This window comes from Amycolatopsis sp. EV170708-02-1 (assembly GCF_022479115.1).
GTDB lineage: Bacteria > Actinomycetota > Actinomycetes > Mycobacteriales > Pseudonocardiaceae > Amycolatopsis.
In genome coordinates, this window is sequence record NZ_CP092497.1 from 4,105,658 (window position 1) to 4,129,254 (window position 23,597).

Genomic DNA, 23,597 nt, shown 5'->3' on the forward strand with positions numbered 1-23,597 from the left:
CTCGCTGTCGTGAGTGGCGATTCGTGTTCTAAGCCGAATCGCCACTCACGACTCCCTGGACCGAACCGGGAGTTTCGCGTGACCGGGTGGACGGTAGGGGTGATCAAACGGACGGCACGCGTGACTGGATGGACGGCACGCGCACGCGGCCGGTCCGCCGCGACTCGTCCGCCGAGTCACGCGTGTCGTCCGCTCCGTCACGTCTGTCGTCCACCCGGTCACGCGAACCGTCCGAGTTGCAGGTGTCTGAGACACGGTTGGCTCTGGCCGGAATCACTACTCATGACGTGAGTGACACAGCCCTTCGTCGCAGGGCTGACGTCATGCCGACCTACCGTCGATCAACGGTTCTGCAGTTGGAAGAAGACGCTGCCCAGCAACCTTTTCTTCAGCCAAGGACTCCGGTTCAGCGATCGATAGAACGTGGACCGCAGGGCTACTCTCACCGGGTCGGAAAAGGTGAACATTCTTTCCTGTCGAAGCTGCAGCGAACGGGAACGCCGTAAGCTGGGTTCCCTGATCCGCTGGAACTCCCTGGCCGCCATCGTCACTTCATCGGGTCCCTTGGCAAGCGCCTCGGACAGGAGCGGTGCCAAGGTCATGGCATCGAACAAGGCATGGCTCACCCCTTGGCCCAAGATCGGCGAGAGCGTATGTGCGGCGTCACCGATGAGTAACAGGCCAGGCCGGGACCATCGGGGGACGACGCTGGTGAAGATGTCCAGAACCGAGGTGTCCGACCAGTTCCGGATGCTGTCTCGGACCAGGTCGGCGAGTTCGGGTGCGAGCTCGTCCAGCCGGGTGTGCAATCCGGTGAGACCTGCTCGCCGAAGGTTCTGGAGTCCGCCCTTGGGGATGTTGAACCCGACTCGCATGAGGTCCGGATAGGTCGGGATGAACAAGCCGTGCCGGCCACCGGCGATCCGGATGTGGTAGGTGTCGCTCGTCCAGTCCGGTGGGGCGGGAAGCTTCAGCCACACGACATCGCGCTCCAGCGGTGTCCGGCGGTAAGGAAGGCAGGACATTTCGAGCATCTTGCTGTACCGGCCGTCGGCGCCGACGGTCAGTCGTGCCCGGATTTCTTGCTCGCCTGCTGGACTTCGGCTGCGAACGCCCGCGACTGCTCCGTCGGTCTCCAGGAGTCCGACCGCGGAAGTGTTCCGCAGCAAGGCGAAGCCGGTGTGCCGACCGGCTTCCTGTGCCAGGATGGCCAGCAACGTCGGCTGAGGGACATCCAGCGGGTGACGATGGCGATGGGGAAAGTCGTCGAAATCGACTTCCAGAAGGGTTCGCCCGTTTTCCGTGAGCTTCATCTTCCGATTCACCAGCGCGCCGGCGTCCGTGACACTCTCCAGGATCCCGAGACGGGCCAGCAGTGACACCGCGTCCGGGGAAATCGTCTCCCCACGGAATGATCGGTTGAAATGACCGGTCTGCTCCAGGACGGCCACGTCGCACCCGCGGCGAGCGACTTCCAGGCCGAGGGTCATCCCGGCCGGGCCGCCGCCGATCACACAGACATCCACGGACAGCTTATCCATTGAACCCCTTGAGGAATGTGGCCGTATATCCGGCCGTACGAAGGCGAAGGAGGGAGTGGACGATCCACAGCTTGGTCTGGAGCACATGACCCGGTGAGCCGTGTACGTCGTCGAACCGAACCGCCTTGAACTTCGCGAGGTGTCGCTCGAGGACGCGAGTGTCGGCGGAGGGAATGATCTCGTCCCGGAGGCTGACCACGGAATACACCGGAACCTGTACCTGGGTGAGCTCGTCGGGCCGGAGGGCGAAGGCACCGAGACGTTCCGGAACCTCGCCTTTCGGGACTCGGAGGAGATGGGCAAGGGCGCGCTTCGTGGTTTCGGGCACCCCTGTCCACCAGATGCGGTCCCGGAAGAAGGCCGATACCGGCGGGCCGACGGTCACCAGGCCGCTCAGCCGCGGATCGTGCGCGGCGCAGCGCAGCGCGAGGTGACCGCCGAAGCTCATGGCGACCGCGTATACCTCGCGCACCGGGGCGATCTCAGTGATCTTGTCGATCATACCGGAAAGCATCCGCCAGCTGTCGTGGCCGTAGGGGAGCGGGTTTTCCCCCACGCCAGGCATTTCCGCGGCGACGGCGGCCATGCCGAGCCTCCTGGCCGCCGGCAGTGAGGGTGCCCATTGCTCCTTGACGCTCACGATCCCGCCGATTAACAGCAGCAGCGGGCGGGGTACGCCGGGATCGAGGCCGGTGGCCCACACCGGCACACGGTGCCCGGACAGTTCCAGCTCAAGCCGATCGATCCCTCCCCGGCTCGACCGCCACTGATCGAACTCGGCCACGCAACGGTGTGCGGCGCGCTCCTGCGCAGGGTTCGCCGGAAAGGGAAAGCGCGCCAGATTGTTCAGCTTGCAGGCGTCGAGATGGCGCCCTGACTCGGTCATCCGGTCGGCGGCGAGCACCCATTCCCGGCACCAGGATCCCGGTCCGTCGCCGTCGGTGCGCTCGATGCGTTCGAGTATCTCCCGGCACAGAGCGTCGGGAAGGCGTTGGACCCGCGCGTGCAACCGGACGAGATCGCTCAGTTCGGCGAGGTACGACATCAGGGGATCGGCCCGCCGGCATTCCGGCTCGTGAGGGTTTCGAGCCGGTCCTTGAGGTTGCCGAGGACGTCGGCCGCTGCGGCGCCGTCGATGACGCGGTGGTCGAAAGTGAGCGAGACCGGGAGGATCGGCATGACGCACAGTTTTCTCTCGCGCACCGCCGGCCGGTCGGTGATCCTGCCCAGTCCGAAGGTCAGCGTGGTGCCACCCGAGGAGAAGAACCGGGTGACCGGCCGATGGCCCAAGGACGTGACCGCGACGGTTCCCATCCGCCGGTGGCGGCTTCGCAGCCGGTTGGCCCAGCCGAAGGCGACCCGTCCGACGGGCAACGGGAGCCGCTGAAGTACACGAGCGCCGCGAAGCTCGGGGATCTCTTCGCCGGCCGTGTCTCGGAGGCGGTCCACGGTGTCCTGGATCGCGTCGAGGCTCATGAGATCGCAGTCGGGAACCACCACCGAAAGCACCGCCCGCCGGCCGGCGATCCCCTTGTCGAGGGCCAGCTTCACATCGACGGACTCGCGGTTCACGATGCGTGGACGGAGACCTCCCGCGCAGGCGGCGTTGGCCTCGGGGCACTCGGCCACGGCACGGCTGACGCCGTGCATCACGTAACTCACCACGGAGTACCGCCGGTTCGCCGCATGCTTGTGCGCCAGCAACCTCGTGGCGTCCACTTCGGTGTCCAGATAGACAGGGCTGGCGGTGCGGACGAACCGGAGGAAGTGCCAGGTATGCCGTCGTGCCGCGGGCAGCGACCGGATCGTCGTCATTCGGTGGACTCCACCTGTGCGTGGAGTTCGGCCAGGCTGCGAGCTTCGAGAAAACGCATGGCGGACAGGAGCCTGCCGGTCGCGGCTTCGAACGCGGACAGCAGTTTCAGCAGGTGGAACGAATCCCACCGCGGGAGTTTGTCGAAATCGGTTCGCAGATCGTCTCGGGTGAGATACAGGCCGCATTCCTTGCCCACTATTTCGAGGAATCCGTCGATACTCATTCGGCCGCCCGATCGCCGAGGCGTTCGCTCAGCCGCACGACGAGTTCGAGATGAGGCGGATTCGGTGGAACCGTGCTCAGGTCGTGCGAGAACCCGGTGTCGTCGTCTTCGGCATCGGGATCGGCGGTGAACCCGTTCAGCGGATAGAAGTCCTTGACCTTGTCGTTCATGCCGGTCAGGCGGAAGGCGGCGGTGACCTTGGTGGCACCCGCCCGCGCCGCCTGGCGGAGGATCGCCCGCAGGCAGGCGGTCTCGACGTCCCGGGCCAGGACGCGGCAGGACAGGACGAAATTGTCGATATGCAGCACCGGACCCCGTCGGCGCGTGAAAATCGCGCCGATCGTTCCGTACTCGCCGAATCGGTCGGTGCAGCGGACCGCGATCACCTCCGTGTCCTGGCCGGCGATCAGCTCGAGCACGGCCGCGGTGTCCAGGCGGTCCGCCGTGAGATTGAACCTGTTGGTGCGCTGGGTCAGTTGTGCGACCCGTCCGGCGTTGCCATGACCCGCGTCGAACAGTTCCACGGTGGTCCCGAGACCTGCCAGGTAGTCGGCTTTCGATTCGACCTCTTCGCGGAGCTTCACGCGTTTCCGGTCGGTCAGATAGCGCTGGACGCGGGTTCGATCCGCCTGGGTGATCTCGTCGGTGACGAACCACCTGTCGGCGAGCAGGCGACGAACGTGCAGTGCGGGCTCGTCGGCGTCGACCGCGATCACCGGGACCGCGGGTAAGGCGTCGCGGACCACACCGCGTTCGGCCGCCGAATCGTCCACGAACACGAGGCTGTTCACGTCGATACCCAGCTTGTCCGCGATCTCGGCCAGGTTCCCCGGCTTGGCACCCCAGTTGACGGCCATCGCCACGATGTCGTCCGCGCCCAAAGCCAGTTCCGGGTTCTGCTTGAAGACCTCGAGGACCTCGTCCTCGTCGTTCTTGCTGCACACGGCGACCAGCACACCCTGGGCGCTGAGTTGTTTCACGGCCGTCTGGAAGGCGTGGAACGCCTCACCCCGGAAACCTTCGCTGATTTCGATGCCGTCCGGTCCGTCGTCGGCGAGGTTTCCGCCCCACAGCGTGCCGTCGAGATCGATGACGAGGCATTTGCCGGCGCGCCCGGTGAGCGACCGCACCACGTGCCCGATTTCCCTGGCGTAGGCGGAAAAGAACTCGTCCGAGAAGTGTACGTTGGCGTAGCTGCTCGCTCGGGGATCGGCGAGGGCACCGGTCTCGCCCAGCAGCGGTTCGGTGTCCACGGCGAGCACCCCGGGCCGGTTCGTGGAGAACGTGAGCAGATGCGCGTTGAATTCCCGCCACGTGGCGCCGAGCAGCGCACGCGAACAGTGGTCGATGAGCTGGGAGGCCCAGTACCAAGGCAGTGGAACGGTGTTGAAGACCAGTGTGCCGGTGTGCTTGGCCTGATACGCGTCAGTGATTTCCTCGAGATGCGAGCTCAGCTGCCGCAGCGCGTACCGGACGTCCGCCGGTGTCCAGGGAGTCCGGAGCCGCTGGAACACCGCGTCGGCGTCCAGCAGGCACACCGTGACGTCCGGTTCGGTCGCGAACAGCTCGTTGTGCGTTTCCCTGAGTTCGATCGCATACTGGCCGTAACCGCCGACCTGAATGCGCGGAACGAAACCATGCCGGGCCAGCTGGGCGCTCAACGGCGACACCATCGGCCGGATGGTCGAACTGCCGGTGATCGCCACGGTGGCCTCGGGAAGGCCGGGGTGACGTCGGAGCAGGGCGTCCGGGTGTACCTGGGACAGCACGGTTCCGGCGCGAAGCAGGGCGGCTTCGTCCAAACCCGCCAGCAGTTCCGGCACCGCGGTGTAGCTGTCGATGAGTTCTCCGGTGGCGTGCAGGTGGCTGAGGCGGACGTCGCCGGGCGCCGGGCACTTGCCGAGCAACTGGGGTGCGGTGGTCGTCGTCACATTCCCTCCACGGTGAAGGCGCCCTTGATCCATTTGCTGGACTCGATCGCGATCGCGACGGCACGTTCGCCAGGCCGGATTCGGTCGTAGAGCAGATCGAGCTGGAAGAACGGAGTGGCATTGCCGGTATTGCCGGTTTCCGCGACGCAACTGATCTCCGCCGCCTGCCCCAGAGCGAGATCGGAGGTGATCCTGCTGGTCATCCGCCCTGACAACTGCGGTGGCAGCAGATAAGACGTCGACTCGCGATCCCAGCCCGTCGACGACAGGATCTCGTCAAGGGCTTCCCTGGCCAGCGGCGGTACTCGCTCCTCGATCGCCTTGTAGTCCTCTTCGAACGGCGGGTCGGGCTCGGACTCCGTACGGGCCAGATCTCCCGCACCGAACCAGCGCACGATTTGGCCGGGTGCGCGGCCGAGCCCGGTGAACCGGTTGAGCACCTGGCGCAGCACGATCGCTCCCGGCACGGCTTCCGACGTGACCACGATGGCACCCGCGCCATCGCCGAACAGGACGTAGTTGACGAGTTCGGCGGTGGGAAGGCCTTGCATTTCCCGGTCGGCGACGAAGTGTTTCACGCCGGCGTCGCCACCGATGACCAGGCCGAGGCGGTGCTGGTCATCGAGTAACCGTCGAGCGAGATCCAGCGCCTGCACCGCGCCGGCACAGCCGGACTGGAGCTGGTAGGTGGAAACGTGGTTGAGGCAGAGCCTGCTGGCGATCAGGTTCACCGTCGCGGGCATCAGCGTGTCGGGAGTGGCCGTGGCCAGAATGACGAAGTCCAGCTCTTCGGGTTCGAGGCCCGCTCTGGCGAGCGCCTGCGCACCGGCTTGCGCGCCCAGATCCGCCAGCGTGTGCGTGGGTTTGCCGGTTTCCAGATCGATGGCGAAATGCCGTTTCCTGGTGCCGATGAACATTTCGATCCATTCGGCGCTGATGCCGAGTTTCCCGGCCATGACCTCGTTGTCGATCACGTCGCCGGGCAGGGCCGTTCCGGTGGACACGATATGTGCCGCAGGCAATGGTTGGTCCTTTCTAGGAAGCGTTGTGTCGCGCGGAGACGTACGAGACGACGTCCTCCACGGTTTCGAGCTGGGGAAGTTCGGAGAGATCCATCGGTCCGTCGAGGCGAAGGATCGTCGTGAGCCGGGCGCTCAGCCGGATCAGGGTGAGCGAGTCGTAGCCGAGGTCGTCGAGCAACCGGGCGTCCCTCTCCAGACCGGCCGCCGAATGGCCGCCGACCTCCGCCAGCGCCGCAAGCGTTCGCTCGACGATCGAATTCGGGGCCTCGGCTGTCGTGACGGGCGAACTTGCGTGATCGTCGAAAACATAGGGCGGCAGCCGCCAAGGTACCTGTTGTTGTTTGGTGTACAGCCGCTGCCAGCGTGGGGTAAGCCCTTGGCGATACAACTCGGCCAGCACCTCGGAGATCTCGTGACCGGTGGCCGCCCCACCGGGGCATGGCGTGAGGATGGACGGCTCATGGCAGGGGTCGGCGCGCCGGATGAGGTCGAGGGGCATCGGTGCGGGACCGATCTCGATCAGGTGGGTCGGAGCAGGCTCGCGCACCGCGGCCAGCGCGGCGTCGAACCGGACCGGGGCGGTGAGCTGCTCGACCCAGTAGGCGGAGTCCAGCTCGTCGTCGGTGACCAGACGGCCGTGCACGGTCGACGCGATCGGGACGATCGGACGATGAGCGGGGATACCGTCGGCCGCCCTGCTGAACTCGGCCACCACCGTCCGCATCAGCGGCGAGTGCAAGGCCGCGGAACCGAGAATCGGCTTCGTGACCACTCCGGCCTCTCGGAGTGCGCCGGTAACCCGGGCGACACCATCGGTGTCACCTGAGATGACCAAGTCGCGAGGACTGTTGTACGCGGCGATCGCGACAAGCGGTTCGGCATCGATGTGCGGTTTCACTTGAGCGGCCGTCGCCTCGACGGCGACCGTGGCGCCGTAGTCCGTCAGTCTCTGGATCGACGCGGCGAGCGCGACGACGATTTCGCAGGCGGCGGACAGGGGCAGAACCCCGCGAGGCAGGCGGCGGCGTACTCGCCGATGCTGTACCCGAGCATGGCCTCCGGCCAGACGCCGAGGTCCCGGAGGGTGGCGCCGAGCGCGTACCCGACCGCGAACGACGCGGGCTGGGCCAGCCCGGGGTCGTCGATGGAGACACTGTCGGGATACATGTCGTCGATCACCACGGACGCTATCGACCGGCCGAAATACGGGCGCATGGCCGAGTCCACCTCATCGAACCGATCGCGGTACGCGGGAAGGTTGTCGTACAGCGCGCGGGTCATCCGGGGGTATTGGGCGCCTGGTCCGGTGAACAGGAAGATCACCTTGGGGGTGGCATACCCGCTGCCGACCGGCATTCGCGGATCGCCTATCTGCGCGCGTAGCTCGGCTTTGAGTTTCTCGCGATTCCACGCGGGCAAGGCCCACCTGTGTTTGAGGGAGGTCTTCACGAGGTTGGTGCTGTGGCAGATTTGGGGCAGGCGTTCCGACGGCTCGCGATCGATCATCTCGGCGAGGGTGGCAAGGTTGCGTTGCAGCGCCCTGATCGTGTTGGCCGAGACGGTCAGCACACCGACACCGCCTCGTTCCGGCCCGCGGTCCGCGGCCGGGGGAGTCGCCAGCACCAGATGAGAATTGGTACCGCCCAAGCCGAAACTGCTCACCGCGCCCCGAACCGTGCCCTCGGCGGGCAACCGCATCGGCAGCCGGGCCAGCCACAGGCCGTGCTGGTCCAAGCGCAGATCGGGGTTCTCGTTGTCACTGTGCCTGCTGGGCGGCAGTACGCGGCGATCCAAGGCGAGGCAGGTCTTGATCAACCCCGCGATGCCGGCAGCTCCTTCCGTATGTCCGATGTTCCCCTTCACCGAGCCGAGCGCGCAGGGCTGTTCCCGTTCGCCCGCGTGCACAGCGCCGAGAGCCTGGACTTCGATCATGTCGCCGAGCGTTGTGCCTGTTCCATGTGCCTCGACGAAATTGACCTCGGCGGGCCTCACGCCGGCCCGGGCGTAGGCGTTTCCGATGACCTGTTGTTGCGACCACCTGTTCGGGGCGGTCACGCCATTGCTCCGGCCGTCGTGGCTGACCGCCGATCCTTCGATCACCGCGTAGATGGGCTGCTTGTGGGCTATGGCGTCGCTCAGGCGCCGCAACACGACCACACCGACGCCCTCGCCGCGGCCGATCCCGTTCGCCTTGGCACTGAACGGCTTGCACTCGCCGTCCGGGGCGGACAGGCCCGCCTGCGTGTAGAAGATCGAAAGCGCGGGGGTGAGGATGATGTTGACGCCCGCCGCGATCGCGAGGTCGCAGTCGCCCGCGGACAACGCGGCGATGGCGAGGTGTACGGCCACGAGGGACGACGAGCAGGCGGTGTCCACCGCCACACTCGGTCCCTTGAGATCGAGGTGGTAGGAAATACGGTTCGCCGCCATGTGATAGCCGTTGCCCGTACCCCGTTGCGGGGTGATCTCCGCGTAATCCGCCATGTTCAGCACGGCCCATTCGCTGGACATGATTCCGACGTGGACACTCGTCCGGCTGCCTGCCAGCGACGCCGGGTCGATGGCGGCGTCCTCGACGGCACGCCAGCTCGCCTGGAGGAGGAGGCCCTGCTGAGGGTCCATTTCGAGCGCGTCGTGCGGTGCGATACCGAAGAATTCGTGATCGAAGGACTCCGGGTCGCTGAGAAAGCCCGCCATCGTGGTGTTCATGGTTCCCGGTTTACCTTCGGCGGAATAGAACGCCTCGGCGTCCCACCGATCGGCGGGTATCTCGGTGATTCCGTGATCGCCTTTGAGTAGCATCTCCCAAAAGGCGTTCTTGTCCGGCGCTCCGGGGAATCGGCAATCGATGCCGACCACGGCCACGGGACTGATCGGTCCGGCTCCCCAGGTCATCGCCGTGCCACCAGTTGGGTGCGCAGATACTCGGACATGGCCGTCACGGTCGGGTAGTCCCACGCCATCGTCGGTTCGACCGGTACCCCGAAATGGTCTTCGATTTCTCCGCACAAGGTGAGCGCGTACACCGAGTTGAGTCCGTATTCGGCCAGTGGACGGGTGATGTCGATCCGGTCCGGCTCGATCGCGAGATAGCTCGCGACCTTCTGGATGAGCCACGCGGCCGTGTCGATTTTGGGCATGATCTTGTCCTTGTCGTGGGAGGTCGGTTCGCCGCTCAACGAGGAAGCGTCCGGCGGACCTGGTCTTCGTCGAGGCAGAAGCTGGTTTCTTCGGCCGCTCGAGTGAGCAATTCGGTGAACAGCTCTTCGTCCAGCTCACTCGCGCTGGGTGGGGTGCCGGGCATGAGACGGCCGAGCAGCCGGCGCAGCGCGACCCGGATCCAGGCCGAGCCGGCCAGCACTCGCCGATCCCGGTTGTGCCGCCAGATACCCAGGCACGCGGTCACGGTCAGCAAGATCGCATAGCGCTCTGCCAGCGTGTCGCCGTCCAACCTGTTCGCCGGATCCAGCTGCCAAACGTGTGCCCGGCCGACGTGGGTCGCGAGCTGGTCCAATTCGGTGAGCAGGAGGGTGGCGATGGTCGAGAGGTCCGTGGCCGCCTTCGCCTCACCGCGCAACTCGTCCAGCCAAGGCTCAAGGCAAGCGAGCAGCGGATCGCCCTGCACACGGGTCGGATGCTCGTTGTGCGCGAGCGGGGGTAATGCCGTCTCCGAAATGAAAATCGACTCCGATGCGGCGGAACTCGAGGGATAGCGCTGCGCGTGGGCGAAGGCGGGCAGGTGTGCGGCGATGGTGATCTCTTCGGGTGTGCGGTCCGGATAGACCAGGCTCAAGGAGGGAAGATCACGGAAATGTTTGCCGAAGATCGCATGTTCGCCCTCGCGAAGGTAATACCTCGCGCCGAGAACCACTGACAGCTCGTTCATCGCGTTTTCGATCACCAGCGGAACCAGATACCGAGCGGCCGCCGCGTAGGCCCTGGAATGGCCCGGCAGGACGTGCAGGGCCCTGGTCGCCGTCGTGACCATGCTGTCGGCGATCAGCAGATCGGCGAACGCGCCGGCGATGGTCGCTTTGGCATGAGGGAGATCGCTGACAGCACGGCCGTACAGCCGCCGGTGAAGCGCGAACCGCAAGACGGTGAAAAGACTGGCGTCGAGCATGCCGAGGGACAGTCCCATGGTCAGACAGCCGCCGATCTCGGAAGAGCGACGCGCGAGACCGGCTCCGCATCTCGCCGAGCCGATGAGGCTGCCCGGCGGGGCGGGACACATGCTGAACTCCAGGCCGCCGAGATGACAATCTCGCAGCCCGAGGGTGCGGACCCTGGGGGATCTCCGCAGGCTCTCGTCGGGAAGAGCCGTCAGGTCGACGAGCAGCAGAGACCTCGAGTGCTGATTCTCGGTGTAGGCCGTTCGCGCGACGATGACAGCGTTGTCGGCACGGTCGGAATTGAAGACGAGACCGGCATGCCCGTCGAGGACACACCGGTTGCCTCGCTCACGAGCCGTGACCTCGAGCGCGGCCGGATCCGGATACATTCCCGGTGTCCCCTGAGCCAGACAGACCTTGCTCCCGCCCAAGATCTTCTCGGCCAGGGCATCCTGCTGCCGGTCGTTGTCCGCCGCGAGCCACACGTTGAGAGACGCCAGCAGAGTCGGCACTCCGTAGCCGATGCCCAGTGCGGCATCTCGCCGGAACACCGGTCGCAAGCGCCTGATGAACTCGTCCGCGGAGCCCAGCCTGCCACCCAGCCACTGTGGCACGAACTCCGCGTTGACGGACAAGGAATCGAGCAGTTCCTCACCGGCTTCGAAGACCTCGCCTCGTTCGTCCGCCTCGATGATGGCGTTGTACCCAAGCGGGTTTCCGGGCAGGTATGGATCCCCGAACTCCTTTTCGAGATCCACCGTCATGACACCTTGCCGTAACTGTTCGGCGTGCCTGCGGCCGTCGCCTCGGCGAGCTGGAAACCGAAGAGCGACGGGAGTTGTTCATTCCTCACCTGGTCGGCCAGGACGTCGAAGAGGAGATCGAACGGCGGGGTGGCGACGCCGCCGCGCTGGTCGCCGGTCGTGGTCAGGATCCGGTGGAGCGCGGCATGAAGCCAGACACCGTTACGCCACAACAGATCCTCGGCACGCCTCGGACGTCCCGCGGGTCGCCGGGCCGGGACCTCCTGATGGTTTCGCAACCACAGTTCGATCGCGACCGCTCCGGCGAAATAGAGCGCGGAGCGCTTGGCGACAGAGAAGAGGTGGTTTGAGATGTCCGTTCCGGACAGGGGTTCCTCCGCGATGTCCATCCAGAGCTTGTCCAAGGCCTCTCCCAGCCGTTGTGCTGTCGTGGCGAGCGGCATGAGCAGCGCGTTGTCGTTCGCGAGCGCGGTGACCTGGGAAATCGACGATTCCGCGGCGAGGAGAAAACTCGCGCCGCTCCGCGGTATCAGGGCCAGTTTGCCGAGCTCGGCCCGCGGTATCGGCCGGGACAGCTCACAGCAGGCCGCGAGCCCCTCGTGGTCCGGTGCGAGCCGCTTGTCACGCGCTCGGGCGAGGAGTGAGAACATGCTGATCAGCGAATGCAGGTTGACCACGGTGTTGCCGTCGAACAGCGAGACGACACGATGGTCGCGCTCGACCTTGCCGAGACAGCCCCGGCGCCGGCCTTCCTGGTAAAGCGCGGCCGGTCCCATGAACCTCCGCAGGCGCGCGATCGCCGCCTCCGTGCGCGTGGGAACGAGATACTTGGCGACGGCGGCGATCACCGCGAGTTCGGAGGTGAGCGTGTGAACGGCGCGAACCGCCACGACGGAAAGTGCCTCGGAGAGCAGGTGATCCGCGTAGGCGAGCGCTATGGTCCTCCGCGCTCGACGGAGATCGATGTCGGGACGCCCATTCCGGCTGTTCTTCTCCAGGAAGTCGACGGCGATCCGGAGCGCGTGATCGCTGCTGCCGAGGGACAGCGCGGAACACAACGTCCTGGTGACCTGTAGTCCTTTGAGGACGGTTTCCAGTCCGGAACCCTCGGGGCCGATGAGTGTATCCGCCGGTACTTCGGCGTCACAGAACACGATTCCGCTGACGTCGGCGCACCGATTGCCCAGTGTGCGCACTTTTGGCAGACATCGATAGCTGCCGAGCAGTGTTGACTTGTCGACAAGGAAGAGGCTGAAACCCCGCGGTCCACCCCGGGGATCGGTTCGCGCCAGTACGCACATCACACCGCACCTGGTCGCGTTGTTGATCGGCCACTTCTCGCCTCGCAGCCGGTAGGAGGTGCCGGTCTTCTCCGCGACCAGTTCACCGCCTGCCAGGTCGCTCCCGTGGTCCCGTTCGGTGAGGCCCCAGGACACCGGGACGCCGGCGGTGATCATTCGGCCGAGGGAAGCCGCTTGGGATCGGTTCCCGGCAAGCCAGACACAGACGGCGCCGAGGTAGGTCTTGGCGTGCGCGACGGCGACTCCCATATCCCGCCTCGCCAGCATCCGCACCATGTGTGCGGTGGTTTCATAGCTGGTGAGCAGTCCGCCGTGTGGCGCGGGAACGTAGTACCGGCCCAGACCGAGCTCGTCCAAGTGGCGGCAGACATCATGCGGGAACTCGCCGGAGTGGTCGAGTGCGGCGAGCCGCGCGTAGCCGAACTCCAGACACCGGTCCTCAGGGTTTCCGAGGACCGTCTCCAAGCGCTGGATGGGCTCCCAAGGGCGGTATTTCACAGACTCGCCTCCGAGCCGGCGAAGGTCACGGTGGTCGCGGACGCAGGATGGGGTTTCAGCTGCCCGGAAAGGAACTTCTCCCGCATCAGCCGTCGCTGTACCTTGCCGCTGGTCGTCTTCGCGATGGCGCCCGAGCGCACCATGACCACGTGCGCCAAGTGGACGTCCAGCTCGGCCCGAACTTTCCGCCGTACCAGCTCGGCGAGTTCGTCGGCGCTGGCCTCCCGCAGCCGCGCCGCGCTCACTTCGTGCACGAGAACCACCTGGTCGCAGCGCTCGCCGACAGCGAAGGCCGCGGCCTTTCCCTTGCTCAGCGCCGGATGGGCCAGATGCGCGGTTCGCTCGATATCCCACGGATAGAGGTTGCGGCCGTTGACGATCAGCAGCTCCTTGAGCCTGCCGATCACATAGAGTTCGCCGCCGTCCAGCACGCCGAGATCTCCGGTACGGAGAAAGGGGAAGTCGCCGTCGGTCGCCGTCGCACGGAATATCTGTACACTCTCCATCGGCTGGTTCCAGTACCCGGCCGCCACGCTGCCGCTCCGTACCCAGATCTCACCCACCTGGCCGTCCGGCAACGGCCGGCGAGTGAGCGGGTCGACGATGCGGATCGTGACCCCCGAGGGTGTTCCGCAGCTCACCAGAACAGTGCGGCTCGCCGGCGAATCCGCGTCCTTCAGTTCGTTTTGTTCCAGCGCCTGGGGGTCCACCGCGCGGGTCACCATTCCCCGGCTCTTGGTACCTGTGACGAAGAGAGTCGATTCGGCGAGCCCGTAGCACGGAAGAATCGCACGTTCGTCCAGCCCGGCGTGGCGGAACCGCTCGATGAAAGCCTTCAGTGAATCGTGCCGCACGGGCTCGGATCCGTTGCAGAGCACGCGGAGCGAAGACAGGTCCAGCTCCGCGAGTTGCTCGTCGGTGACCCTGTCCGCGGCCAGGCCGAAAGCGAAGTCGGGTGCCACACTAACGGTGCCGCGGTACCGGCTGACCGCCCACAGCCACCGGTGCGGACGTATCAGGAACGTCATGGGGGACATGAAGTGCGTAGTGCCACCCAGATAGAGCGGATGCAGCAGCTGCCCGATCAAACCCATGTCGTGGAAGTGGGGAAGCCAGCCGACCAGTGAGATATCCCGGCCCGTGCCCAGCGCCTGCCGGATGAGGTGCTGGTTGCTCATCAGGTTTCCCTGCGTGACCACGACTCCCTTGGGCCGATCGGTCGAGCCCGATGTGTACTGGAGGAACGCGGTCGTCTTCCAGCGAAGTTTGACGGGGCGCCAGGTACGCGGCGAGGCCGCGGGAAGCATGTCCGTGGCGGCGTGACGTATCCGGCGAGGCAGGACATGATGATCAAGCCAGTCCCGAATGGTGGCGGCGTGGCTGCTCTCGGTGAGAATCACGCTTGCTTGAGCATCGAGTGCGAGAGCCCGGGTCCGAGCGGCGCCGTTCCCGCCCGCCGCGGTGAGCGGCGCGGGTACCGCGATGACGCCGGCATAGAGGCATCCCAGAAAGCCGACCACGAACTCCGGACCTGGCGGGAACAGCAGGATCGCCCGCTCACCCGCGGTGGTGTTCTCCTGCAGCCAGATCGCGACACGCCTGGCCCTCGAATCGAGATCGCGATAGGTCACGCTCTCTTCGGTCATGCCGGTCCCTGACTCCCGGAGAAAGACGAGCGCACGCTTGTCGGCGTGTTCGGCAACTCGGTTACGGAACAAAGTGACAAAATCGAGTCCGTCGCTCAACAGGGAAGACCTTTCCATCAATACGCCGGTATTTCACGCCCGATTCGGGTGCCGCAGGGCACGGACTGTGCGATCGGGCCGTCACAGTCTGCTGGCGGGCGCGGAATCGAAAAAGAGGCCACCTCGGCGGCCCCCTGGTCGCGGATGGCGAGGTACAGCTATAGAGGGGCTCGGGCCAGAACCTGGCCCGAGCCCCCGGATCAGTTGTATCGCGTGCGAACTCAGCCAGGACGGCCCGGGCTGGCCGGGAGCTTCTGGAAGTCGACCTGGTTGCTGCCGGTGAAGAGCACTCGGTGGAGCGACTTCCGCTGCACCGCGTCCTGCTGGGTGAGCGGCGAAGCCGGGATGCCCGACCGGTACGCCGTCCGGTACGTGGTGCCCACGACGTCCAGCTGCCGGCCCATGACCGTCTGGAGGGAGATCCCCACCGAGTTGGGGATGTCCATGGTGGTCGTGAAGATCTGGTCCGGCTGTACCGACCCCGCGAGCCGCTGGCTGGCCAGCAGGTAGGTCTGTCCCGGCGCCAGCCGGGTTCCGGTCGGGATCTGGGCGATCTCGAACTCGAAGTTGCTGAAGTTGGCGAGCAGCCGGGCGCCGCCGATGGTCACGGTGTAGTTGGCACGGTTGGACAGTTCGAGGAATTCCTTGAACGTCGCGTCGGGGCCGACGCCTTGGGTGGAAAGCTCGCTGATGAAGACGCTGCGCGGCACCGCCGCAGCCTGTTCGTCGGCAACGGCCACATCGGCGACGGCCACGTTGGCGGCGCCGATGCTGAACATCGCCGCGATCGCCGCCGCGATCACGGAAATCGTACGCTTCATAATGGAATCTCCTGCTTTGGGTTTCTGATGAATCAGGGTTTCTCCTAGGGGCCCTGAGATAGATGTTGTCAACGTGGTCGGCCGCATAAAAGAGGCCATCATCATGGCTCCCGAAAATCCTCTTGGTCGTTCGCCTCCGGGCTCCGCCGATCGAGTTCGAATGGCAGCAGGGTCCACGGCTGCGGCCGCAGCATCGTCGTCAGCAGGCGTTCTCTCCTGGCGAGCGACGCCGCGTACTGCAGCGCCGGTAAGGGGACCTCGAGTACCTTGCTCAGCCAGCTCAGCCAATGACTGGTGGGGATGCGTTTTCCCCGTTCCCAGCGGGATATGTCCACACGGGTCACGGTGTCTCGGCCAGAAGCCGCGACGAGCGCCTCGGCGAGTTCACGCTGGCTTATCCCACGCCTTTCCCTGATCCATTTGATCAGCTCCGCAATCGATTCAGGTGGTTCCCGGTCGTACACTTGGTTTCCTCGCGCTCAGCCACATTGGATGTCCGCCGCGTCGACGAACACGAAACCCAGGCCCTGGATTCCGGGCACCACCTGCTCGAGGTAGCTGGTGCCCAGATACGGGTGGTAGAAGAAGCTCGCCACACCGCCACGGACCGCCGCGATCCGCTTGGCGGTGGCCAGGATGTCTTCCGGAAGCCGGCGGGACTCATCAGGTCCCGCCGTCGGGGAGACATGGTCGAGCGATTCGGGAATGACGACAGATCCGTAGATATCTCTTACCAGAAACGGAAAACGTTGACTCGTGGTACGAGAGTAATCCGGCTTTCCGGAGCCACACGCGCCGTCCGGGCACCAGCCCGCAGCTAAGAATCCCTGGTCGTATCGGGCGTGGAAGCGCTCGTTCACCACGGCGTAGTCGACCGCTGAGCCGACGTAATGGGGAAACTCGAAGATGGTCGGCACGGGCAGCCCGGCTCGCCGGAACTCTCTGGCGGCGGCCGCGAGCCGTTGCCCGGCCCAGGCCCGGGAATCGGCGGCTACCGGCCCTTCGTAACGCAGGCCGCCGTGGTCGTCGAGACGCACTCGATAGAACTCGTAGTCCTCGCCACTCACACCGGTGTAGGGATTCGAGTCCTCTCCGTACTGATGTGTGTAGCCGTGCATCACCAACGTTCCCCGCCGCGCGGTCATGTAACGCAGGGCGTCGACGACCGCGGGCGTGTCCGCCAGCGTCTTGTCCACCGGTTTGCCGTTGTTGTAACGGCCTCGTGGATCTCGGTAGCGGGGGTAGACCGCTACCGAGAACGGAACTCGGCGCGCGTGCAGGTAGTCCGCGATCGCTCGCAGTCGCGCGGGATCGGCGTCCGGGCCGACGTCTTCGATCCGGACCAGGGCGCGCTTGTCCTCCGGCCTGGACGGGTTCGCGTGCCGGGACAGGACGTCGGCGGCGGCAAGGTAACGATCGTCGGGACCGGTGAACGAGAACGGGACTTCACCCAGATAAGTCAAGTGCCGGGAGCGCACGCCCCAAGGAAAGCGGCTGCCATCCTTGCGAACCGCCGCGCCCACGGTGGTCACGCGGGCAGGGTCGGTGATCTCCGAACGCACGATGCCGGTCGAAGACGCGGCACGATCACGGTCGAAGGATTCGCCGCGGTAGTCCACACGGGTTATCGCACTCGTGTCGATCCCGGCCGGCCGCCAGCCGAATCTCGTCGAGAAGTCGTGGCTCCTGTCGTGAAGCCTGCCGATGTTCGCGCCCATCCACAGCACCGGCGTGCGCGTCGTCAACACGGCGTCGAGGAACGCGCCGGGCAGCGATCTGTGCTCACTGGTGCCGACGTAGACCACAGCCGTGTAACCCTGGAAGTCCTTCCGAGGATGCTGCTGGACCGGACGCAGGGACCAGGCGCCGCTGTGGGACAGGAGATTGCCCGCCATGACCGCGTACGACTCCCCGAGCCAACCGTATTCACCGTCGGCGTCGTAAAGCACGAGCGTCCGCCTGCCCGGATCCGCGCCGGGAGCGGCGGGGTACAGACGGGTAGTGGCGGGACTCGCGGCGGGGGAGGTGAGCACCAGCGTGGTGCTCAGCACCAGAAGGGCCATGATGATTCGCCGGACACCAAACTTTCTAGTCACAAAGAACTCCGTATCTGTGTGATCTCGTCTCAACCGCGCCCGATCTCCGCGGCGGGCGCGAACCGGTAGCCGGCGGCCTGAATGCCGTCGATGACCTTCCCGAGCGCCTCGGCACCGAGCGAGGGGTGGTAGAAGAAACCGGCGACACCGTCGTCGACGACGCGGAGGGCCCGGGCCTCGGCGACAACCGCGGCTATCGCGCGGTCGCGTGCCGAATCGTCCTGCCACGCCGGGAGATAGCCGAGATTCTCGGGGACGACCACGGCGCCGTAGACGTCGCGGACGACGTAGGGAAAGGTCTGCAGGTAGATCCCCGCCGGATCGACCGGGCCGGGGTGGCCACAGGCAGGTTCACACCACCCGCGGAAGTAGGTTCCCCGGTCGTATCGCGTACCGAATGCCGCTGTCGCGGCTTGATAGTCCACCGCGGAGGCGGCGTAATGCGGGAACTCGAACATCGTCGGCCGGGGTAGCCCGGCTCGGGCGATTTCGGAGAGGGCTTGACCGATCCGGTCCCGTGCCCATGTGTACGAGTCACCCGGCACCGGCCCGACCAGTTCGGTCGCGTTGCCGGCGCCGAGACGGGCGCGATAGAACTCGTAGTCCGCCGCGCTGACACCGTTGTGCGGATTGGGCTCATCGCCGTACTGATGCGTGTAGCCGTGCAGCACGAGCTCACCGCCGCGGTCGATCAGATAGCGCAACGCGTCGACCAGATCCGGCCGGTCGGTCAGCCGGATATCCAGGGAGACACCGTTGTTCGCTACTCCTCGCGGGTCTCGATGGCGGGGATATCCCGCGACCGTGAAAGGGATCCGGCGTTCCGCGAGGTGGTCCGCGATCGTCCTGAGAGTGCCGGGATCGGTGGCCGGACCCACGTCCTCCAGACGAACGAGAGCGCGCGGAACCCGTGCCGGAGACCCTGGAGGGCGCAGGAGGTCCGCGGCGGCGAGGTACCGATCGGCTTGCCCGACATAGCTGAACGGGATCTCCGCGATATAGGTCAAGGTGCCCGAACGCACGGCCCACGGAGTCCGGTTGCCGTCGTCGTGAACGACCTCGGCGAGGACCTGAGCCTTGGCTGAATCCAAAAGTTCGACCCGGGCCGGCGGGTCGGCGCGGTCGTCCCGGCCGAGCCGGACTCCCTTGTAGTCGATACCGGCGATGGCCTGCTCGTCGCGGCCGGCGGGCCGCCACCCGAGCTTGTGCTGGTAGCCCGGATTCCGCGTGAACAAGGGCTCGATGCCGTGTCCCACCCACGAGACGGGCTTGCCTGTGGTGGCCAGATCGGCGAGCAGGCCATCAGAAACAGGAGTCGTGCCGCGATGACCGATGTACACGATCGACGAGAACCGGGAAGCGTCGCCCGGCCGGTACCTGTCAGCCTGACGCAGCTCGAACGAGCCAGCATGGGAGACGAGGTTCGCCGCTTGCACTCCATGGACCTCACCGCTGGAGCCATCCGCACCCGGTTCGTACAGCACCAGCGTGCTCCAGCCCGGCTGAGCACCGGGCGCGGGATCGCCAGGCTTGCCGGGCGCCGACGGTGTTTCCGCCGGCGTGATCCGCGAGCCGGTGTCCACGACGGACAGAGCCACCGGGACGGATCCGATGAGGACGATCGCGCAGGCAAGCCGGAACCATGCGGGCCATGAGCGGGTGCGCCGGTGGAGGACGGTGGTGAGGACGCTCATCACTTCCCCTTTGCCAGTTGGGCCTGTGGCACTGCCGCGGGCCCGCTGGAGGTGAGTCCGAGTAGGCGCGCGATGGCCTGTTCGGCCCTGACGGCAGCCTGGCCGTCGCCGAACGGATTGAGCCGAGCGCTCGAGCTCTCGACGGGATTTTCGGCCAACAGCCGCGACGCATGGCGCGCGATCAGGAGGGGATCCGGCCCCGCCAGCACCGAAACACCTGCCTCGACGGCTTCCATGCGTTCGGTGATCTCGCGCAGCACTACGCACGGAACCCCGAAGCTCGGCGCCTCCTCCTGTACTCCGCCGGAATCCGTGAGCACCAGCCGCGCGAAGGAGAGCAACCGGCAGAACTCCGCATAATGCAGAGGTCCGGTGATATGCACACGCTCCACGCCGAGGAGACCGTCGACCACTTGGTCACGGACTTCAGGGTTCGGGTGGACCGGCAAGACCACTTCGACGTCCGCGTGCTCCTCCACGATCGCGCGCAGGCCAGCGAGGATTCCCGCCAGGGGAGCTCCCAAGGATTCCCTGCGGTGCATGGTGGCGAGAAGCAGGCGGGATTTGCCGGTGGCGGCCCGATTCTCGAGGGAGGGAAGCCGGTGATCGTGGTACGCCACCGGCGTCCGCGCGATCGAAAGCACCGCGTCGACCACGGTGTTGCCGGTGAGCAGTACCTCTGGGCCCGCGATGCCTTCCTCGAGCAGGTTGTTCACCGCGCGAGCCGTTGGTGCCAGATGCAGCGTGCTGAGCTGGGCCACGAGTTTGCGGTTGGCCTCCTCGGGGAAAGGTGCCCGCGGATCGTGGGAACGAAGTCCGGCCTCGACGTGGACCACGGGAATGTGGCGCCAGAAGGCCGCAAGCGCCCCGGCGAGCGCCGTGGTCGTGTCGCCCTGAACGACGACAGCGGCCGGCCGGAGCTGTTCGAGGTGGACGTCGACGGCCTTCACCAGCTCACTCAGGAGTTCGGACAGACTTCCCGTCGGGCGGTCGATGTGCAGCCGGACATCCGGGCGCAGCCCGAAAGACGACAAGGCTTGGCTGAACATCGTTTCGTGCTGCCCGGAGGCGACCAGCACCGGCTGCATCCGGTCTTGGACCCGCATCGCTCGCGCGATCGGTGCGAGCTTCACCGCCTCGGGCCGGGTGCCGCCCAGCAGTACCACGTCGGGTGTCGTTCGTGGTGTATCGGACTCGATTCCGATGTCGTCCCGGTGGTTGGCCCCTGAGCTACTCCGAACAGTGCAATCCATTAATACTCCCACTCGGTGAACCCCGCGCGAATTTTCATGGGACTGTTGCCCAGGCTGTGCAGGGTGGGTTCAGTGTTAATGGGAGTGGCCGCTTCCGCGCTCTGCAGCAGATACTTTAATGTATCGCACGCCTTCAAAAGGATTGTCAAGATGTCTGTTACATCGATTCCGGCGACCGGGGTCCCCTTGTGCATGGGATTCGCTCTTTCAGGATCGTCCGGAGTGGCGCAAGCGACCATGCACGTACTTGTGGTCGCCTGTTCTTTGCTCGCGCTACGATCCCTCGGCCTGCATTTACGACGGGCGGGCAAGTAGTAACGATGCAGATCTACTCGCTGATGCTGGCGCTCCTGCTCGGTTGGCCGATTTACAATATTGTTCTGTCTTTGCTGAGCCTGAGAAATCCTCGTCCGGGCTCGCCTGGGGTAGGCAGGCCGTTGTGTTTCTGGCTTGTCGTACCTGCGCTCGACGAGGAACTGGTGATCGCCGGCACCGTCCGGTCTCTCCTCGCCTTGGCCGACGGCGATAATCGGCTGCGGGTGCTGGTGGTGGACGATGGGAGCACTGACCGGACGTCGACGGTGCTCAAGGCCATCGATGACGATCGGATGATGATCCTTCGGCGTGAGCTGCCGGAGGCGCGACAGGGTAAAGGTGCCGCCCTCAACGCCGCATACCGGCTGATCCGCGACCTGGCGCGGGAAGAGGGCACGGCCGGCGAGACCGTGGTGGGTGTGGTCGACGCGGATGGCCGGGTCAGCCCCAACCTGCTCACGGAAGTCGATCGATATCTCGCCGACGGGACGAGCGGTGCGGTCCAATGCAGGGTCCGTATTCGTAATCGGGACAGTTTGCTGGGCTTGTTGCAGGACATCGAGTTCGGCTGCGTCGCCGACGCGGCCCAGACGGTGCGTGACACCGTCGGCACGGTCGCGCTGGGCGGGAACGGCCAGTTCGTCAAGCTCTCGGTGCTCATCGCCTTGGGGAACGACCCGTGGTCGTCCTGTCTGGTGGAGGACACCGAACTGGGGCTACGCCTGCATCGGGCGGGGGTTCGAGTCCGGTACGTGAGGCATGCCGTCGTGACCCAGCAGGCCGTCGTCGACATCCGACGGCTGCTTCGGCAACGTGCCCGGTGGGCACAGGGGAACCTTCAATGTGCCCGTCATCTGCCAGGGCTGCTCGTGTCCCGTCACATTTCCGCTTTCGGGCTTGTCGACCTGCTGCACTACTTGATCGTTCCTTGGTTCGTACCGCTTTTCGCCCTGCTGGCGTTCCTGTTTCTCGGTATCGCCGTTCACGTCGGACTCGGCGGGACGGCTCTGTTCCCGCTCACGAGCGGCACGACCGATGCGGCGTCGGCATGGATGACGTGGCTGGGCGCATTGTTGTTGCCCGGTACCGTATGGGGATTCACTCATCGGTTGAGGTTGCGTGATGAACCCTTGTGGCGCTGTGTGCTGACCTCGATGACCTATCCGGTCTTCCTGGTGCTCGGTTCGGTCGCGGGATGCCGTGGAGTCGCCCGGCATGTCGGCGGCCGTGCCGACTGGGTGAAAACGGAACGGCTGGCCGAGCCTGCCGTGGCCAAGGGGCGACATGCGCGATGACCTGGGAAGCACGTTGGGCGAAGGGCGTGAATCGGTATGCGAAGACCCGGCGGCAAGGGCGGTCGTGATGACATCACGACCATCGCGATCGTCATCTCGATCGTCTTCGGGCTGATCGGATGCAAGCCGACCCGCCCTGAGCCGTCCAAAGGATGGCTGATCACCGTCTACTACACCGCTGTCGAAAGCTATCATGCGGGTCCTTCCGCGGAAGTGTTCGGCTGCCCGGACAGTGGCTGCGCCTGGGGAAAGCAATCGTTGGGCCGCTATCCGGCCGGGTTCGCGGATGCCGTGCGCGATGAAGGGACAGGGCGAATTACCGCCGGCTCGCAGGCGGGCCGGTATCTGAATTGGTCGTACGACATCGGATACTGGCTCGCGAATGCTCCGCTGGACAGTCGCGGCGAACCGCTGGAGCCGTTCGTAAGTGCCGCGGCCGACCGCGATGTGCTGACCTTGGGCTCGCGATTCTCGGTTGTTGCGTGCGGTACGACCGAATCGGGTGAGACCCCGCCAAGGGCGGTTTGCGCCAAGATCGGTGCGGCGGGGTGGCAGATTCGCGACGAGTTCACCCCTGGTCTCGGCGGCCCGCGGCACATTGATCTCTACATCGGCGAGGAAAGCGGGCCGGAGTTCAGATCGGACGTGTGGTACATCTCGTTGCGGGACGCGAGCATCGTGATCGGCTGACCGGGGCGCGGTGGGTCGTGAGTGGCGTTTCGGGTTAGAACCCGAAACGCCACTCACGACCCACCGCACCCGATGCAAAGGTGGCTTTCGCGGCGCCTGACGTGGCGAGGTCCGCTTATCGGACCGGTATCGGTGGAGCCGGAATGCCGGAGATCTCGAACATCTTCATGTAGATGTCGTCCAGCACCGCCATGACCGAACCCTGGGCGTTGGCCTTGTCTCGGACATCGGCGATCTGCACGGCCTGGACCTTGGCCGGTCTGTCCGGTGCGCACAGCGTGAGTCTCAGGGTTCCCGTGGCCTGCTGGATTTCCGCTTCGAGCTCCCAGTCATCATCAGCGTTGTGCCAAAGCGGTCGTCGCGGGATCAAACTCACCCAGTTTTCCGCGGCTGACAGTGTCGCGGTGTAGTTGAACACAGCAGGAGCCTTCCTTCTTCAGTCAAGGATTGAACATCGTGGATCACGAAGCCCATCGAACC

General features: G+C 65.7%; 20 protein-coding genes. 2 read left to right on the forward strand and 18 right to left on the reverse strand.

The features are described 5' to 3' along the window. Positions 1–341: 341 nt before the first annotated feature. The 17 genes from MJQ72_RS19215 to wecB all read right to left on the reverse strand — a co-directional run bounded on the left by MJQ72_RS19215 (position 342) and on the right by wecB (position 20,730). Complete coding sequence (locus tag MJQ72_RS19215; RefSeq protein ID WP_240600738.1) at positions 342–1,541, reverse strand: FAD-dependent oxidoreductase; 1,200 nt, start codon at positions 1,539–1,541, stop codon at positions 342–344. Then, positions 1,534–2,445: an alpha/beta fold hydrolase gene (locus MJQ72_RS19220; protein WP_240600739.1), complete on the reverse strand. Its 912-nt coding sequence runs from the start codon at positions 2,443–2,445 to the stop codon at positions 1,534–1,536. Before MJQ72_RS19220 ends, MJQ72_RS19215 begins: the two co-directional genes overlap by 8 nt. Positions 2,446–2,585: 140 nt before the next feature. Next, positions 2,586–3,356, reverse strand: coding sequence for a 2-oxo acid dehydrogenase subunit E2 (locus MJQ72_RS19225; protein WP_240600740.1), 771 nt, complete (start codon positions 3,354–3,356; stop codon positions 2,586–2,588). Next, on the reverse strand, positions 3,353–3,580 hold the full coding sequence (locus tag MJQ72_RS19230; RefSeq protein WP_240600741.1) for a hypothetical protein: 228 nt from the start codon (positions 3,578–3,580) through the stop codon (positions 3,353–3,355). The genes MJQ72_RS19225 and MJQ72_RS19230 overlap by 4 nt, the downstream gene beginning before the upstream one ends. Then, positions 3,577–5,511, reverse strand: a complete 1,935-nt coding sequence (locus tag MJQ72_RS19235; RefSeq protein WP_240600742.1) for an HAD family hydrolase — start codon at positions 5,509–5,511, stop codon at positions 3,577–3,579. The genes MJQ72_RS19230 and MJQ72_RS19235 overlap by 4 nt, the downstream gene beginning before the upstream one ends. After that, positions 5,508–6,533: a 3-oxoacyl-ACP synthase III family protein gene (locus MJQ72_RS19240; RefSeq protein WP_240600743.1), complete on the reverse strand. Its 1,026-nt coding sequence runs from the start codon at positions 6,531–6,533 to the stop codon at positions 5,508–5,510. The genes MJQ72_RS19235 and MJQ72_RS19240 overlap by 4 nt, the downstream gene beginning before the upstream one ends. A 13-nt stretch (positions 6,534–6,546) precedes the next feature. Beyond that, the gene (locus MJQ72_RS44645; protein WP_315860908.1) at positions 6,547–7,551 is read right to left on the reverse strand and encodes an acyltransferase domain-containing protein; all 1,005 of its coding nucleotides are present in this window, start codon (positions 7,549–7,551) and stop codon (positions 6,547–6,549) included. Beyond that, positions 7,476–9,428, reverse strand: a complete 1,953-nt coding sequence (locus MJQ72_RS19250) for a type I polyketide synthase (protein ID WP_256464205.1) — start codon at positions 9,426–9,428, stop codon at positions 7,476–7,478. The genes MJQ72_RS44645 and MJQ72_RS19250 overlap by 76 nt, the downstream gene beginning before the upstream one ends. After that, on the reverse strand, positions 9,425–9,673 hold the full coding sequence (locus MJQ72_RS19255; RefSeq protein WP_240600744.1) for an acyl carrier protein: 249 nt from the start codon (positions 9,671–9,673) through the stop codon (positions 9,425–9,427). Before MJQ72_RS19255 ends, MJQ72_RS19250 begins: the two co-directional genes overlap by 4 nt. Before the next feature lie 35 nt (positions 9,674–9,708). Then, on the reverse strand, positions 9,709–11,409 hold the full coding sequence (locus MJQ72_RS19260; RefSeq protein WP_240600745.1) for an acyl-CoA dehydrogenase family protein: 1,701 nt from the start codon (positions 11,407–11,409) through the stop codon (positions 9,709–9,711). Beyond that, positions 11,406–13,175 (reverse strand): acyl-CoA dehydrogenase family protein, encoded by a 1,770-nt coding sequence (locus MJQ72_RS19265; protein WP_240600746.1) that lies wholly within the window; start codon positions 13,173–13,175, stop codon positions 11,406–11,408. The genes MJQ72_RS19260 and MJQ72_RS19265 overlap by 4 nt, the downstream gene beginning before the upstream one ends. Before the next feature lie 29 nt (positions 13,176–13,204). After that, a complete protein-coding gene (locus MJQ72_RS19270) occupies positions 13,205–14,953 on the reverse strand; it encodes a fatty acyl-AMP ligase (protein ID WP_240600747.1) in 1,749 nt (582 codons plus the stop codon). A 221-nt stretch (positions 14,954–15,174) separates the two neighbouring features. Then, positions 15,175–15,774: a lamin tail domain-containing protein gene (locus tag MJQ72_RS19275; RefSeq protein ID WP_240600748.1), complete on the reverse strand. Its 600-nt coding sequence runs from the start codon at positions 15,772–15,774 to the stop codon at positions 15,175–15,177. A gap of 101 nt (positions 15,775–15,875) precedes the next feature. Further along, complete coding sequence (locus tag MJQ72_RS19280; RefSeq protein ID WP_240600749.1) at positions 15,876–16,238, reverse strand: helix-turn-helix domain-containing protein; 363 nt, start codon at positions 16,236–16,238, stop codon at positions 15,876–15,878. Positions 16,239–16,253: 15 nt separating this feature from the next. Further along, complete coding sequence (locus tag MJQ72_RS19285) at positions 16,254–17,903, reverse strand: DUF2334 domain-containing protein (RefSeq protein ID WP_240600750.1); 1,650 nt, start codon at positions 17,901–17,903, stop codon at positions 16,254–16,256. Next, positions 17,900–19,564: a DUF2334 domain-containing protein gene (locus MJQ72_RS19290; protein WP_240600751.1), complete on the reverse strand. Its 1,665-nt coding sequence runs from the start codon at positions 19,562–19,564 to the stop codon at positions 17,900–17,902. Before MJQ72_RS19290 ends, MJQ72_RS19285 begins: the two co-directional genes overlap by 4 nt. After that, complete coding sequence (wecB, locus tag MJQ72_RS19295) at positions 19,564–20,730, reverse strand: non-hydrolyzing UDP-N-acetylglucosamine 2-epimerase (protein ID WP_240600752.1); 1,167 nt, start codon at positions 20,728–20,730, stop codon at positions 19,564–19,566. Before wecB ends, MJQ72_RS19290 begins: the two co-directional genes overlap by 1 nt. A 407-nt stretch (positions 20,731–21,137) precedes the next feature. On the opposite strand from wecB, the gene MJQ72_RS19300 reads away from it, so the two are divergent. Together MJQ72_RS19300 and MJQ72_RS19305 are read left to right on the forward strand one after the other, a co-directional pair. Beyond that, positions 21,138–22,427, forward strand: coding sequence for a glycosyltransferase family 2 protein (locus tag MJQ72_RS19300; RefSeq protein WP_240600753.1), 1,290 nt, complete (start codon positions 21,138–21,140; stop codon positions 22,425–22,427). Positions 22,428–22,463: 36 nt separating this feature from the next. Beyond that, on the forward strand, positions 22,464–23,117 hold the full coding sequence (locus MJQ72_RS19305; protein WP_240600754.1) for a hypothetical protein: 654 nt from the start codon (positions 22,464–22,466) through the stop codon (positions 23,115–23,117). Positions 23,118–23,232: 115 nt separating this feature from the next. On the opposite strand, the gene MJQ72_RS19310 is transcribed toward MJQ72_RS19305, so the two are convergent. Further along, complete coding sequence (locus MJQ72_RS19310) at positions 23,233–23,535, reverse strand: hypothetical protein (RefSeq protein WP_240600755.1); 303 nt, start codon at positions 23,533–23,535, stop codon at positions 23,233–23,235. Between the last annotated feature and the right edge of the window lie 62 nt (positions 23,536–23,597).